The sequence below is a fragment of the Nocardia arthritidis genome (assembly GCF_011801145.1).
Taxonomy (GTDB): Bacteria; Actinomycetota; Actinomycetes; order Mycobacteriales; family Mycobacteriaceae; genus Nocardia; species Nocardia arthritidis_A.
Map to the genome: position 1 here is coordinate 5,000,903 of NZ_CP046172.1, position 13,766 is coordinate 5,014,668.

Genomic DNA, 13,766 nt, shown 5'->3' on the forward strand with positions numbered 1-13,766 from the left:
ACGCGCCGATCCCGGCACGCGAGGCCGCTCCGCCACTTAGTCCGGCTGCGTGGCGGGCAGGCCCGGGTCCAGATCTGGCTGAGCGGAAATCACGACCGCCGGTCGCGCGGCCGGGAAAACGAACCGGACGAACGCCCAGAAGCGGAAGACCATGCCCAGCGCCGTTCCGACGAGCTGCGCGGCGACGAAATCGGCCACGTTCTGGGCGAACGGCGACACCTGCGGCACCTCGAGATGCAACACGTACCGCGATACCCACAGCGGTGCGGTGTTGATCGCGATGGCCAGGAAACTCACCAGATAGAACAGCGCCGCCTCGTGGTGGGTGCGCCGCCCGCCGCGCGCGTCGAAGGACCACTGTTTGTTCAATATGTAGGAAAGGGTGATCGCCGCCAGTACCGCGATCACCTTCGCGGTAATCGGATGCGCTTGCAGCACACTGCCCTTCAGAGTCAGGAAGACCGCCGTGTCCAGGCTGAACGCCGCGACGCCCACCGCGGCGAAGCGGATGAGCTCGCGCCGCCGCGCCGCACTTCCCAGCGCGGACGTCAGCCGGGCGAAAGCAGGACGCTTGTGAAACTGCACAGGTACAGTGTCATCCGGATTCGGTTACCCCACAACAAGATCGATCGATTCACCGCGAAATCACCGTCGCGGCCCGATCGGGGCAGGTGAGACAGTGACGCAACCCGTTGCCGTGATCGGCATGAGCTGCCGCTTCGCCGGGGCGGCCGATTCGCCGGAAGCGCTGTGGCGCATGCTGATCGACGAGGTCGACGCGGTGGGCGCGCCGCCGCCCGGCCGCGGCCCGCAGCACGGCGCCTATCTGCCCGATGTCGCCGGATTCGATGCCGAATTCTTCGGTATCACCCCGCGCGAGGCCACCGAGATGGATCCGCAGCAGCGCCTCGCGCTCGAACTCGCCTGGGAGGCGTTGGAGGACGCCGGAATCCGGCCCGGCGCCGCACCCGATACGACCGTGTTCTTCGCCAACAAGTTCAACGACTATCGGGCGTTGAAGATCGCCCGCGGCGTGCCGCCCAATCCGTTCACCAGCACCGGCGACGTGGAAGGCGTTATCGCCAACCGGATTTCGTATTTCCTCGGCTTCGACGGGCCGAGTACGACGGTGAACGCCTCGTGCGCGGGCTCGCTCGTCGCGGTCCATCTGGCGTGCCAGGCGCTGCGCGCCGGTGAATCCTCGCTCGCGCTGGCCGGTGGGGTGCAGCTGAATCTGATCCCCGAGACGACGAACGGCCTGGCCCGGCTCGGCGTGCTGTCGCCACGCGGACGGTCACACACCTTCGACGCGACCGCCGACGGATACGCGCGCGGCGAGGGCGGCGCCGTCGTCGTGCTGAAACTCCTCGCCGACGCGCTGCGAGACGGTGACCGGATCTACTGCACGCTGCTCGGCAGCGCCACCAACAACAACGGCCACCACCGCACCATGCCCGCCAGCAGCTCGGCCGGACAGGAGCAGCTGCTGCGCCGGGCATGCGCGGCAGCGGGCGTCGATCCGGCCCGGGTGGATTACCTGGAAGCGCACGGCACCGGCACCGCCGTCGGCGATCGGGCCGAAATCGCCGCGCTCGGTGCGGTTTACGGCGTCGGCCGGGAGGGTGACTCACCGCTGATCATCGGATCGGTGAAGACGAATATCGGCCACACCGAGGCCGCGGCCGGACTTGCCGGGCTGGTGAAGGTGGCATTGGCGCTGTGGCATCGGCGAATTCCGCGGAGTCTTCATTTCGACTGTGCCGCAAGCGATCTCGGAGCGCTGGGGTTGCGGGTGGCCGATGCGGCGCTCGCGTGGCCGGAAACCGGGTGGCCCGCGCGAGCCGCGGTGAGCGCGTTCGGATTCGGGGGGTCGAATGCACATGTTGTGTTGGAGCAGGCGCCGGTGGGTGCTGCCGGATGGACCGGCGGCCTTCGCGAGGGGATCGACGGTGAGGCCGCGGCGGCGGACGGCGGCAGAGTCCAGCACGCAGGTAGCGAGGGCGCAGCCGGGCGGACCGGCAGCCTTGGCGAGGGAATCGACGATAGGGCCGCGTCCGCGGACGGCGGCAGAGTCCAACATGCGGGCAGTGAGGGCGCAGCCGGACGGACCGGCAGCCTCAGCGAGGGAATCGACGATGCGGCCGCGGCCGCAGACGGCGGAAGAGTCCAACACGCGAGTAGCGATGGCGCAGCCGGACGGACCGGCAGCCTCAGCGAGGGAATCGACGATGCGGCCGCGGCCGCAGACGGCGGAAGAATCCAGCACGCGGGCAGCGAGGGCGCTGCCGCACACGCGGATCGGCTGCTGGTGGTGTCCGCCCGCACCGAAGCGGCGCTGCGGGCGCAGGTGCGGCGGTTGCACGAATACCTGGCGGATCGCCCCGATGTCCCGCTCGACGATATCGCGCACACTCTGTGTACGAGAACTCCTTTTGCTCAACGGCTTTCGTTTGTCGCGGACAGCACGGCGGCATTCGTCGAGTTACTGGGCGAACAACTCGCCGCCGAGGCGACAGAACCCGGCGACGCCGAGTTGGCCCCGCTCGCCGCTGCGGCGCTGCGACCGGGTAGCGTGCCGCGCCGCGATGTGCTCACCGCCGTCGGCGCGCTGTTCCGGCGCGGTATCGAACCGGATTGGACTGCGGTGAATCCGGGCGGCCACGTCGTCTCGCTGCCGACGTATCCGTTTCAGCGGCAACGGTATTGGGCCACCGACGCTCTCGATTCCGTTGCGGCCGAGCCGGTCTCCACCGCAGCGGCGACTGAACAGGCTCCGCTCGAAAGTTCGCCTCCCCCAGCCGGTTCCGTCGAGGCGGTCGACGAACGTGCACTGCGTGACCTCGTCGCCGAGGAACTCGCCGCAGTAATCGGTGTGCAGGCCGCCGCGATCGACAGGCGGCAGAACTTCGACCGGCTCGGCGTCGGGTCGGTCCATGCCGTCGAGCTCAGCGGCAGACTCTCCGCGGAACTCGGTACGACCGTACCCGCGGCCATCGTCTGGGGGTGTCCGACCGTCGAACTCCTCGCTGCCGAGCTCGCGCGGCGACTACCCGCGACACCGGCTGAGCAGCCCGTCACCATGCCCCTGCCGGGAACCGCCCCCAGCGGAAGTCCGATCCGCTCCGGATCGGCGACCGCCGAACCCAACCCGCGAATACCCGCGACACCGGCTGAGCAGCCCGTCACCATGCCCCTGCCGGGAACCGCCCCCAGCGGAAGTCCGATCCGCTCGGGACCGGCGACCGCCGAACCCGCACCGCGAACGACCGTCGCGTCAGCGGAAGAGGATCCGCTCTCGATCGAAGAGCTCCGCACCCTCGGCCGAGAACTCCTCGGCTGATGCGGTCCGCATATCGGTGCCGCGGCCAGACACAGGCTGGTAATCCGGGTGTCGCCCGGCCGCAGGAGCCTGCCGCCGGGCAACACTGTCGGATTACAGCCCGCACGCCTTAGGGACGGCGTCGAGCGAACTCTGGAAGGCCGGATCCTCGATCACCCCGTCCAGGTCCGAATCCGACGCGGTAGCCACCCGATTCAGCTGTGCCACAGCGGCATAGAGCGCGGTCTTCACCGCGCCTTCGTCCGCGTTGGCGGCGGCCTCCGCGAATTTCGTTGCCTCGTCGGCGAGCAACGCCTTGAAATCCGCCATGTTGTCGATGCCACGACCGAGCTTATGCGCCTTGATGGCCGCATCCGAGACAGCCTTGCAGGTCACCTCATCGCTCACCGCGCTCGCGGGACCGGCAACCGCGGTCCACCCGCCGACCACTGCCACCAGTGTCATCGTGGTGAGAATCGTTCTCCGCATCCGATATTCTCCCTCTCCACGGAGCTGCGCCCCGAGCGGAGGTATTCCTATCAGCGGCCGCGGCGGACGACAAGACGAATCCGTCAAGGACACATCATCTTCCGATCATTCCGCGGCCGCGAAGAGCCGCACTCCTTTCAGTCCCGACGCACCGGGCGGATCCGGATCCCGTGCTCCGGCCGCAGGTTCACCGAGGCCAGCGGTACCACCGGGTGCGCCGGGTCCAGCTCCAGGCGGAAACGTTGCACGGTCATGGCGAGGACGAGCACCATTTCCGTCATCGACAGGTCTTTGCCGAGGCAGATGCGTGGGCCGCCGGAGAACGGGAAGTAGGCGAATTTGTGGCGGTCGGCCACCTCGGCGTCGGCGAAGCGCTCGGGGCGGAAGGCCTCCGGATCGTCCCAGAGTCGCTTGTCGCGGTGAATGTAGTACATGCACAGGGTGATTCGCGCGCCCGCGGGGACCTCGTAGCCGCCGATCACGTCGTCGGCGATGGGGGTGCGTTCGACGATCCAGGCGGGCGGGTACAGCCGCATCGTCTCCTCGATCACCATGCGGCAGTAGTCGAGTCGGCCGAGGTCGGCGAAATTCGGTGTGCGCGTGTCGAGCACATCGCGCACCTCGGCCGCAAGGCGCTCCTGTATCTCCGGATGCAGCGCCAGCAGGTAGCAGGCCCAGGACAGCGCGTTGGCCGGGGATTCGTGCCCGGCCACGAGCAGCGTCTTGATCTCGTTGAGCAGATCCTCCTCCCGCATGCTGTTGCCGTCCTCGTCGCGGGCGCGCACCAGCGCGGTCAGCACATCGGCGGTCTCACCGCCCTGCCTGCGCTCGTCGATGAGATGGCGCACCACGGCGTCGAGTTCGCCCACCTTGCGCGCCACTTGGCGGGCCTGCGGCGTCGGGAACGATTGCGGCAGCTTCAGCGGCGCGTTCACCCGTTTCATGATGAATGCGAACGCCGCCCGCATCGCCTCGGTGACCTGTGTTGTGTCCGTGGACAAGTCGATGCTGAACAGGATGCGCCCGGTCACGGCGAGCAGCAGTTCCACGTAATCGGCGTAGATATCCCGGAATTCGCCCGCCGCACCGTCCCAGCGGTTCAGCAGCGCGGCCGCGCTGTCGGTGATGCTGTCGGCGAAACCCTTGACATGCGAATGGGAGAACGCCGGATGGATCAGCTTGCGCTGTTTGCGCCAGTACTCCAGGTGGTTGGTGGTGAGCTGGCCGTCACCGAGCAGGATGCTGAACTCGTCGTAGATCGGGCTCTTGCGATAGTTGGTGTAGTTGTCCTTCAGGACGTACTCCGTCATCGCCGGATCGGCGATCAGGTAGACCAGCATGGGGCCCGCCTTCACCCGGACCACGTCCCCGTATCCACCGAGCAGCGCGCCGACGGTGCCCAGCGGATCCTTGCCGAGTTTCGGTAGCATGCGGCCGGTTTCGACCAGGCCGGGCCCAGGTGCCTTCATCGGGTTGTCTTCTTTCTGAAAGGTGCGGTCACCGCAGCAATTTCGCGTGCGCGCGCAACTGGTTGGTGTAGTCCTGCTTCTCCACCACCAGCGGGTAGCCGTCGGCGTTGTAGAGGCGCAGTCCCGCATGGAGATTCGGCTGCGGGTTGTGCGTCACATGATCGAAGCGGGTGATCCGGGCCGGGTTCTCCGCCTTGGTCACCAGATACTCGGCGACCAGATCGGCCTGCTGCGAGTAGATATCCCAGTGCGATCCGATCGGCCGCACCATCCCGACCACGAACAGGCCGGGTGTGCCCGGCGGAAAGATGTTGAGGTACAAGTCCGGTCGCGGACTGTCCGCCGCCCAGCGCAGGTGCGCGCGGTCGACCACCGGGTACGACGGGACGAAACCCGTTGCCAGGATCACCATGTCGACCTTCTCCTCGCTGCCGTCGGCGAAGGTCACCCGATCGTCCTCCAGTGCGGCGATATCCGGTTTCGGGGTGATGTCGCCGTGCGAGTAGTAGTGGTGCAGTTGATCGCCCAGCATCGGGATGACGATGCCGTCGGTGAAATCCGGCACCGGCAGGCCGACCGCCATGGACCGCCGCCGCAGATAGCCGAACAGCGCCTGGAACGCGCGCCTGCGCAGCGGTCGCCACATCCGCCCCTGCAGCAGGGTGTCGGTCGGACGGCCGAGCAGATATTTGGGCATGCAGTAGAAGCCGCGCCTGCTGCTGTGCAGGGTCTGCGCCGCGTTCACCGCGCAGTCGGACAGGATATCGGCCGCCGACTGGCCCGCGCCGACCACCAGCACCCGCTTACCCAGGATCTGATCCGGGCCCCGGTACTCGCTCGAATGCAGTACGGGCACAGTGCTGTTGCCGGGGATATCGATACTCCGGGCAGTGTGGTCGACGCCGGTGGCGATGACCACGCCCGCGTAGCTGGTGCTGGTACCGTCGCCGAGCGTCACCGTCCAGCCGCCGTCAGCGGGTTCGATCCGGCGCACCTCGGTCTGCAGCCGGATCCGCGGCCACAGCTCGTATTCGTCGGCGAATGCGTGCAGATAGCGCAGCACCAGTTCGTGCCCCGGATAGTCCGGATAGTCCGCGGGCATCGGGAACCCCGGAAATGCCTGCACCCCTTTGGAAGCGATCAGGTGGGTGTTGCGGCTGACCGGTGAGCCCGCGCGCCGCGCGTCCCAGATGCCGCCGATTCCGTCGGCCGCCTCCAGCACCTCGAAATCGATGCCGCGCGCGGCGAATGCCCGCGCGGTCGCCAAACCCGCTGCGCCGGCGCCGATTACGCAGTATGTGCTCATGCGGCGCCCACCGGGGCCGGTTTCGGCGCGTCGGTGCTCGACGCCTCTACTGCACCGGTTCCCTTGCTGGCGCGCAGCGAAAGCGCGAAACACGCTATGTAGATGATGAACTGGCCGATCAGCGTGAAGTACACGTTCGGCGTATAGAGCGCGACGATCAACCAGGCCACCGAAAGTACCGCGATATTCCGCTTACTGGTCCGCATCAGCCCGGCGTACACGGCGAACAACCACACCGCGCCCACCGCGATGTACACCCAAGGACCGAACGGGGCACGGAAGGAGGCCAGCGTCAGCACGCCGAGCCAGACCGCGAGAAGTTCGGCGCGGAAACGGGATCCGTCCGCGCCGGCGCGCAGCCGCCGCTGGATCCGCACCGCGGTGACCACGATCAGCACGAGCAGCAGCAGCGTGTAGATATTGGTGATCAACCGGGCAGGGCCGTGCGGGTCACCGATATTCCAGCCCATGATGTTCGCCTTGTACGGCAGCCCGAACGGTGAGTAGTTCACCAACTGGTTGGCCCGCTGCACCAGCACGAATTCGTGGAATTCGCCGCTGGCCAGCTTCGACCAGGTGCCGTCGGACAGGAACAGTTTCCACGGCTCCCAGCCGAAGATCGCCAGCGTGAGCAGCGAGTAGATACCGCACCACACCGCGGTCCAGATCGCGGGTCGCCAGCGCCGCTGCACGACGAGATAGGCGAGCAGGATCACCGGCGACACCTTCGCGACGATCGCGAAGGCCAATGCCGCGCCGCCGAATATGTTGCGCCGCACGTGGAACAGCGCCATCGCGGCCGCCGCGCCGACGTACAGCACCAGCACGTGGATATTGCCGATCTGCAAGGTCGCCAGCGTCGGCAGGCTCAGCCACACCACCGGCGTGAGCGCGGCGATAACACCGCCCTGCTTGCCGCCGACCCAGCGGGCGATGGCCAGCATGCCGATCAACACCAGCCCCGTGTAGAGCGCGTAGTAGAGCGCGCGCAGCGTCGCGAAATCATGGCTGAACAGCAGCAGGAACCGGGGCAGCAGCAGGAACGGCGGCGGGTACAGGTAGGCGTCGCGGTCCTGTGGCACCACGCTGGGCAGCACGCTGTCCGCGGCGGCCGAATCGTAGCGGTGGATGTTGTACAGGTTCGCCGGATCGTGTTCCGCCACAAGGGCGCCGCTGACGTAGCCGGTCAGGTGGCTCTTCTTCACCAGGAAGTCGTCGTTGGGCGACAGCGAGGAGCTCACATTGTTCGCGTCGAGGATGAACTGGGTGACCCGCGCCAGCATCACCACCACGACCAGGATCACCACGGTCCACAGCACCTTCACCAGGATCGGCCGCGCGCGCACCACCTCGCGCCACTCTGCCGGAATCCACGGCACCGCGACCAGGAAAAGCACTGCGGCACAAAGCAATCCGAGCACCCCGGTGAGCGGACCCGGCGATCCCGCGATGGCCAGCAGAATCATCACCAGCGGGGTGAGGATGCCGACGATGAAGACGGCATACATCGCCGCGTAATAGTCGAGTGACCCGCGGAACCGGGTCCATGTCCTGGATATCATCTGCAAAACCTGCTGTCTTCCAACGCTTTCTGGGTGTTATCCGGCGCGCGGCGCGACGATCCGCGCCACCACCTCGTGCGGGCTGGGCGCGGCCAGGATGTCGCGGCCTACCTGCTCGGCTCCGTCGCGGAACGCGCTGTCGCGCAGCAGATTCGCGATGCTGTCGGTCAGCGCGCCGCTATCGGCCTGCGCCGCGGCGTCCACCGCGGCCAGCCCGGCCCCGGTCCTGGTGATGCCGCGGGCGTAGTCGAACTGGTCGAACATCTGCGGCAGCACCAGCTGCGGTACGCCGTAACGGCAGGCGGTAAACCCGGTGGTCGAACCGCCGTGGTGGATCAGCAGGTCGCAGTCGGCCAGGAACAGTTGCAGCGGAACATCTTCCACCACCCGAACACCGTCCGGCAGTGCACCGACCGACGCCCGGTCGGCCGCCGAGAGCGTGACGATCACCTCGGCGTCCACCCGGCGCACCGCGTCGAGGATGGCCAGCAGCGGCCTCGGCCCGGTCAGGCTCAGCGTGCTGCCGCCGAGGCAGACCGTGATCCGTTTGCGCCCCTTCGTATTCCGGTGCCATTCGGGCAGTAGGCCGGTGCCGTTGAACGGGATGAAGCGCAGCGCCGTCCCCGCGGGTGCGTCGGGCGCCTGCAACGATGCGGGGCAGATATCCAAGATCGCCGCCGGATCGGCCAGGGCCGTACCGGATTCCGCCGCCAAGGCCGCGGTCCGCTCGGCGAAGGGTCCGCCCGTCGGGTCGATACCCCACCGATGCACCAGCACCGGAAGTTCCAGTGCCGCACCGAGCGCGCGCCCGACGGTGGCCAGCGGGTCCGACAGCACCATGTCGGCGCCCCAGTCCTTCGCCACCGCCACATACGCGTCCAGGTACTGGCCAGCCTGCCCGAACCAGCTCTGCGCGGCGAAGTGCCACATGCCCTGTCCGCTCGGCTGATCCCGGTCGGCGAAGACCGGCGCCGGGAACATGCTCGGATTCACCGCCTTTCGCAGCTCGTCCATCGGCACCTGTAGCTCGGGCAGGTCGGCCGCCTGCAGGCCCGACCGCAGCGCGGTGGCGGTGGCGTCCCGGCGGGCGGCGACGAGCACGTCGTGGCCGGCGAGCCGCAGCGCCCAGCAAAACGGCACCATCGCGAGCAGATGTCCGGTCGACGGTGTCGGTACCACAAGGACTTTCATGCCTGCTCCCCTTCCTTCGGCTTCATCCACTCCATCGGGTTCGTGTGCCTCGGCACCCATGACGGCGCGGATTGCTCACCGTTGCGACGCTTTTCGATGACCGCCAGGTTGTGGTAGAAGTGCGCGGCGCCGATCCACTCGTCGTGCGGACGGCTCTCGCGAGCGGCGTCCTGTTCGAAATCCTGCCGATGTAGCGCGTCCACCAGGGTTTTCAGGTAGCCGATGGAGGTCGACGCGTCGTCGAGCCGGGTACTGCTGCCGCCCCAACCCGACCAGTACGAGGTCTGGGTGTCCTCCACCACGTACAGCCCGCCGGGCCGCAGGTGGGCGAACAGCGCCTCGAAGGAGGTGATCACGTCGCCGCTGATGTGGCTGCCGTCGTCGATGATGATGTCGAAAGGTCCGAGCGCCGAACCCAATTCGCTCAGGAACGCGGCGTTGCCCTGGTCACCCCGCAGCGGTTGCAGGCGCGGTTCGGCGATGCCGGACTTGTCGAAGTAGTCCAGCCCGAACACCAGGCCGCGCCGGAAGTACTGCTTCCACATGCGCAGCGAGGCGCCGCCGACATTCGGCGCCGTATAACCGCCGATGCCGAGCTCTAGCACCCGGACCCGGCTGTTGCGCAGCGGCTCGAAATGCCGCTCGTAGTGCTGGGTGTACCAGTGCCCGCCCCATTTGTCCGAGCCGTACCGCAGCGAGAGCGTGTTGAGGTCGTAATGGTAAGGGCTACAGGCGGTCACGATCTGGTCGGCGGCCACTCCGGCGGCCTCGCGGGCGACCCGGAACGGATCGTCGGGTGCGAAGCTCGCCGGGCCGGGCTCATCCTTCAATGTGATCGCGCGGGTGGCGTTCACCGCGTCCGGCGGGCCGTAGACCGCGCGCAGCAGCTCCACCAGATCCTGGCGCACCACCAGCCACGGATCCGCCAGCGTGCCGGGCCCGACCGCGGGCTGCTCGGCGCCGAGGGTGAGCAGGTAGTCGAATTGCTTTCCCTCATAGGACAATTCGAAGACGGCGGTCACCGGTTGGGTCGGCGGGTTCGCGGCGCGGGCGCGCCAGGCGATCTCGGTCAGCACCGCCTCGGCCACGGCATCCGCGCCGATCTCGCCCAGCCGGGCCGCGGATTCCTCGTAAACCCCGTCCGCGATCGAGATCAGCTGGGCGGCAAGGACATTCTCGTCGTTCAGGTTCACTCATCCATCCGTTCCGCCGGCACGCACCGGCCTCGATTCCGCCTGTGGGCGCACACCCTCGGCCGCGAGCATGGCCCGGACCATGCCCAGGAAATCCACCGACGGCGTCCAGCCCGTTCGCGCGCGCAGCCGCCCGGCATCGCCGACGAGCGGCCGCTGCTGCCTGGTCAATACCGAAGGGCTTTCGCGCACATAATGTTTCCAGTCAAGCCCGGCCAGCCCGAAGGCCGCCGCGCAGAATTCGGCGACGGTGTGCCGCCGTCCCGTCGCGACGACGAACTCGTCCGGTTCGTCCAGGGCGAGGATCCGGGTCATCGCCCCGACGTAATCCGGGGCGTAACCCCAGTCGGCGCCCGCGTCGAGCCGGCCGAGCACCAGCTCGTCCGCCTCACCCCTGACGATCCGCGCCACCGCGCGCACGATCTTGCGGGTGACGAATTTCTCGGCGCGCAAGGGTGATTCGTGGTTGAACAGGATTCCGGCCGAGGCGAACAGTCCGCGTGCGCGATAGGCGCGGCAGGCCAGCAGGCCCGCCGCCTTGGTCACGCCGTAGATCGAGGACGGCCGCAGCCCCGTCTCCTCGGTACACGGCGTGCCGTCGCCCGCGCCGAAAACGTGCGCGGACGCCGCGTAGAACAGCCGGGTTCCGGTGCGGTGCCGCTCGATCGCCTCGGCGAAATGCTGCACCTGCATGGTGTTCACCCGGTGCGACGCCGTCGCGAGCGCGCGCGGCTCGGCAGGCGGGTCCTCCGACGAATGCTGCACGGCCGCAAGCAGATACACCTGCTCCGGCCGCTCCTCGGCGATGAGCCGATCCACCGCGTCCGGATCGGTGATATCGACCGGCCCGCCCCGGCCGAGCCCGAGCACCCGGCGGCCACGGGCGGCCAGCAGGTCCGACAGCAGCCTGCCGTCCTGCCCCGCCGCACCCGTGACGACAACCGTCATCTCACACCACACCCAACTCCGGCAGCGGGAACACCAGCCGCCCACCGGATTCCAGGAACTCGCGCTCCCGCTCCACCAGCATCGTGCGGAAATGCCATGGCAGCACGAAGAACTGGTCCGGCGCCTGCGCCCGCGCCTCGGCCTCCGGCACGATCGGAATGGCGGTGCCGGGGGTGAACTTGCCGAACTTGTCCGGGTTCACCTCGGCCAGGCACGGCAGCTCCGCCGGGCCGATACCGCAATATTGCAGCAGCACATTGCCTTTCGTCGACGCGCCGTAACCGAGCGTGCGCAGGCCCGCCTGCCGCGATCGGTCGAAGAAGTCGCGGACCCGGTCCCGGTGCTGGTCCACCCGTTTGGCGAAGTCGGCGTACAGCTGCGGCCCGTGCAGCCCGAGCGCGGCCTCCTCCGCGCGCATCCCGGCCAGCGCCGCGGCGTCGGCGTGCGCGGGCGTGCCGTGCTTGGCGAGCGTCAGCGCGAAGCTGCCGCCGTTGACGGTGTTGCGCTCCACCTCCAATACGGTGAATCCGCTGCGGCGGGCCATCCATTCGATCTGATCGAGGGTGTAGTACTCGAGGTGTTCGTGGCAGATGGTGTCGTAGGAGGTGGTGGCGAGCATGGCGGGCAGGTAGCTCTGCTCGAGCACCCAGATGCCGTCGTCGGTGAGCGCGTCGCGCACCGCCCGCATGAAGCCGAGCGGATCGGGCACGTCGTAGAACATGGCCACCGAGGTGATCACCTTGGCGCGCTTGCCGTTCAGCGCGGCCGCCACCGCCGGAGTGCCGAAGAAGCCGGGCACCACCCGCACGTGCGGCGGGTAGAACTCGCGGAACTTCTCCGCGAGCGGATCGATGCCGACCACCGATGCGGCACCCGGCGGATACCACTTCAGCAGCGTGGCATCGTTACTGCCGATATCGATCACGAGATCCTCTGGGCCCAGGTCGATCCTGGCCCGGATCCTGGCCACCCGGCGCCCGAGGTGGTCGATCATCGACCGGTTCAGCCCGGATCGGTATCCGTAACCGGCGGAGTACATTTCGTCGAAATTCGCGGTGTGGCGCAGCTGCACCAGCCCGCACTCGTCCGGGTCGGCCGCGCTAGGGTCGGAGCGCACGCAGCGCACCAGCTCGAGCGGGTAGCGCGGCACATCCGCCGCGTCGGCGGCCGGGAACACCCCGGTCAACGCCATCGTGCCCAGATCGACGACCGTCTCCAGCCGGGTGTTGCCACACACCCGGCAGCGGTCGATGGTCAGCGCTTCCGTCACACGTTCTCCATATCGTGGGCGACCATCAGCTGCACCAGTTCGGTGAACGTGGTGCGGGGCTGCCAGCCGAGCTTCTCCTTCGCCTTGGTCGGGTCGCCGGTCAAATGATGCACCTCGGCGGGCCGGAAGTAGGTCGGATCGACCTCGATCAGTACCCGCGAGGTGCGCCGGTCTATCCCCTTCTCGTCGAGTCCGGTGCCCTCCCAGATCAATTCGACGCCCGTCGCGGCGAAGGCGACCTCGCACAGTTCGCGCACGCTGTGCGTCTCACCGGTGGCGATGACGTAGTCGTCGGGTTCGGGCTGCTGCAGCATCATCCACATCGCCTCGACATATTCCTTGGCGTAGCCCCAGTCCCGGCGGGCGTCCAGGTTGCCGATGTAGAGCTTGTCCTGTTTACCCTGGGCTATCCGCACCGCGCCGCGGGTCACCTTCCTGGTGACGAAAACCTCACCACGCCTGGGTGATTCATGATTGAACAGGGTGCCGTTCACGGTGTACATGCCGTACGCCTCGCGATGGTTCACGGTGATCCAGTAGGCGTACAGTTTCGCCACCGCGTACGGCGAGCGCGGATGGAACGGCGTTGCCTCGCTGAGGATTTCGTCCTTCAGCCCGCCGTACAGCTCCGATGAGGACGCCTGGTAGAACTTGGTGGCGATACCGGTCTTGCGGATCGCGTCCAGTATCCGCAGCGTGCCGATCGCATTCGTCTCGGCGGTGAATTCCGGAATCTGGAACGAGATGTGCACATGCGATTGCGCGCCGAGGTTGTAGATCTCACACGGACGCACCTCTTCCAGGATCCGATTCAGGCTGCTGGAATCCATGAGATCGCCGTAGTGCAGCATCAATCTGCGTTGCGAATGGGTGTCCGAATACAGGTGATCGATGCGATCGGTATTGAAATTCGAGGCGCGCCGGATTATTCCGTGTACCTCGTAACCCTGCTGCAACAGAAATTCGGTCAGATATGACCCGTCCTGGCCGGTGATACCGGTTATCAAAGCTTTCCGCAT

At 67.5% G+C, this 13,766-nt stretch carries 11 protein-coding genes; 1 reads left to right on the top strand and 10 read right to left on the bottom strand.

Going from position 1 to position 13,766, the window contains the following annotated elements; translation table 11 throughout:
- Positions 1-36: 36 nt before the first annotated feature.
- Positions 37-585: a GtrA family protein gene (locus F5544_RS22680; RefSeq protein WP_167475054.1), complete on the bottom strand. Its 549-nt coding sequence runs from the start codon at positions 583-585 to the stop codon at positions 37-39.
- A 94-nt stretch (positions 586-679) separates the two neighbouring features.
- Here F5544_RS22680 and F5544_RS22685 point away from each other — a divergent pair, with 94 nt between their 5' ends.
- Positions 680-3,340, top strand: a complete 2,661-nt coding sequence (locus tag F5544_RS22685; RefSeq protein ID WP_167475055.1) for a beta-ketoacyl synthase N-terminal-like domain-containing protein — start codon at positions 680-682, stop codon at positions 3,338-3,340.
- A gap of 93 nt (positions 3,341-3,433) precedes the next feature.
- On the opposite strand, the gene F5544_RS22690 is transcribed toward F5544_RS22685, so the two are convergent.
- The 9 genes from F5544_RS22690 to gmd all read right to left on the bottom strand — a co-directional run bounded on the left by F5544_RS22690 (position 3,434) and on the right by gmd (position 13,766).
- Entirely contained in the window at positions 3,434-3,808 is a 375-nt protein-coding gene (locus F5544_RS22690; protein WP_167475056.1) for a hypothetical protein, read from the bottom strand.
- A gap of 137 nt (positions 3,809-3,945) precedes the next feature.
- Positions 3,946-5,277, bottom strand: a complete 1,332-nt coding sequence (locus F5544_RS22695; protein WP_167475057.1) for a cytochrome P450 — start codon at positions 5,275-5,277, stop codon at positions 3,946-3,948.
- Positions 5,278-5,305: 28 nt separating this feature from the next.
- Positions 5,306-6,583 (bottom strand): flavin-containing monooxygenase, encoded by a 1,278-nt coding sequence (locus F5544_RS22700; RefSeq protein ID WP_167475058.1) that lies wholly within the window; start codon positions 6,581-6,583, stop codon positions 5,306-5,308.
- Positions 6,580-8,145, bottom strand: coding sequence for a glycosyltransferase family 87 protein (locus tag F5544_RS22705; RefSeq protein ID WP_167475059.1), 1,566 nt, complete (start codon positions 8,143-8,145; stop codon positions 6,580-6,582). Before F5544_RS22705 ends, F5544_RS22700 begins: the two co-directional genes overlap by 4 nt.
- Before the next feature lie 36 nt (positions 8,146-8,181).
- Entirely contained in the window at positions 8,182-9,336 is a 1,155-nt protein-coding gene (locus F5544_RS22710; protein WP_167475060.1) for a nucleotide disphospho-sugar-binding domain-containing protein, read from the bottom strand.
- Positions 9,333-10,529, bottom strand: a complete 1,197-nt coding sequence (locus F5544_RS22715; RefSeq protein ID WP_167475061.1) for a class I SAM-dependent methyltransferase — start codon at positions 10,527-10,529, stop codon at positions 9,333-9,335. The genes F5544_RS22710 and F5544_RS22715 overlap by 4 nt, the downstream gene beginning before the upstream one ends.
- Entirely contained in the window at positions 10,530-11,477 is a 948-nt protein-coding gene (locus F5544_RS22720) for a GDP-mannose 4,6-dehydratase (protein WP_167475062.1), read from the bottom strand. It lies immediately after the preceding gene.
- A 1-nt stretch (position 11,478) separates the two neighbouring features.
- On the bottom strand, positions 11,479-12,747 hold the full coding sequence (locus tag F5544_RS22725) for a class I SAM-dependent methyltransferase (RefSeq protein WP_203217320.1): 1,269 nt from the start codon (positions 12,745-12,747) through the stop codon (positions 11,479-11,481).
- The gene (gene gmd / locus F5544_RS22730) at positions 12,744-13,766 is read right to left on the bottom strand and encodes a GDP-mannose 4,6-dehydratase (RefSeq protein ID WP_167475063.1); all 1,023 of its coding nucleotides are present in this window, start codon (positions 13,764-13,766) and stop codon (positions 12,744-12,746) included. Before gmd ends, F5544_RS22725 begins: the two co-directional genes overlap by 4 nt.

What these genes read in the sequence shown, in the direction of transcription:
- F5544_RS22695 (WP_167475057.1), bottom strand. Translation starts at nt 5,277, where the DNA reads ATGAAGGCACCTGGGCCCGGCCTGGTCGAAACCGGCCGCATGCTACCG.
- F5544_RS22720 (WP_167475062.1), bottom strand. Translation starts at nt 11,477, where the DNA reads ATGACGGTTGTCGTCACGGGTGCGGCGGGGCAGGACGGCAGGCTGCTG.
- F5544_RS22690 (WP_167475056.1), bottom strand. Translation starts at nt 3,808, where the DNA reads ATGCGGAGAACGATTCTCACCACGATGACACTGGTGGCAGTGGTCGGC.
- F5544_RS22705 (WP_167475059.1), bottom strand. Translation starts at nt 8,145, where the DNA reads ATGATATCCAGGACATGGACCCGGTTCCGCGGGTCACTCGACTATTAC.
- F5544_RS22710 (WP_167475060.1), bottom strand. Translation starts at nt 9,336, where the DNA reads ATGAAAGTCCTTGTGGTACCGACACCGTCGACCGGACATCTGCTCGCG.
- gmd (WP_167475063.1), bottom strand. Translation starts at nt 13,766, where the DNA reads ATGCGGAAAGCTTTGATAACCGGTATCACCGGCCAGGACGGGTCATAT.
- F5544_RS22700 (WP_167475058.1), bottom strand. Translation starts at nt 6,583, where the DNA reads ATGAGCACATACTGCGTAATCGGCGCCGGCGCAGCGGGTTTGGCGACC.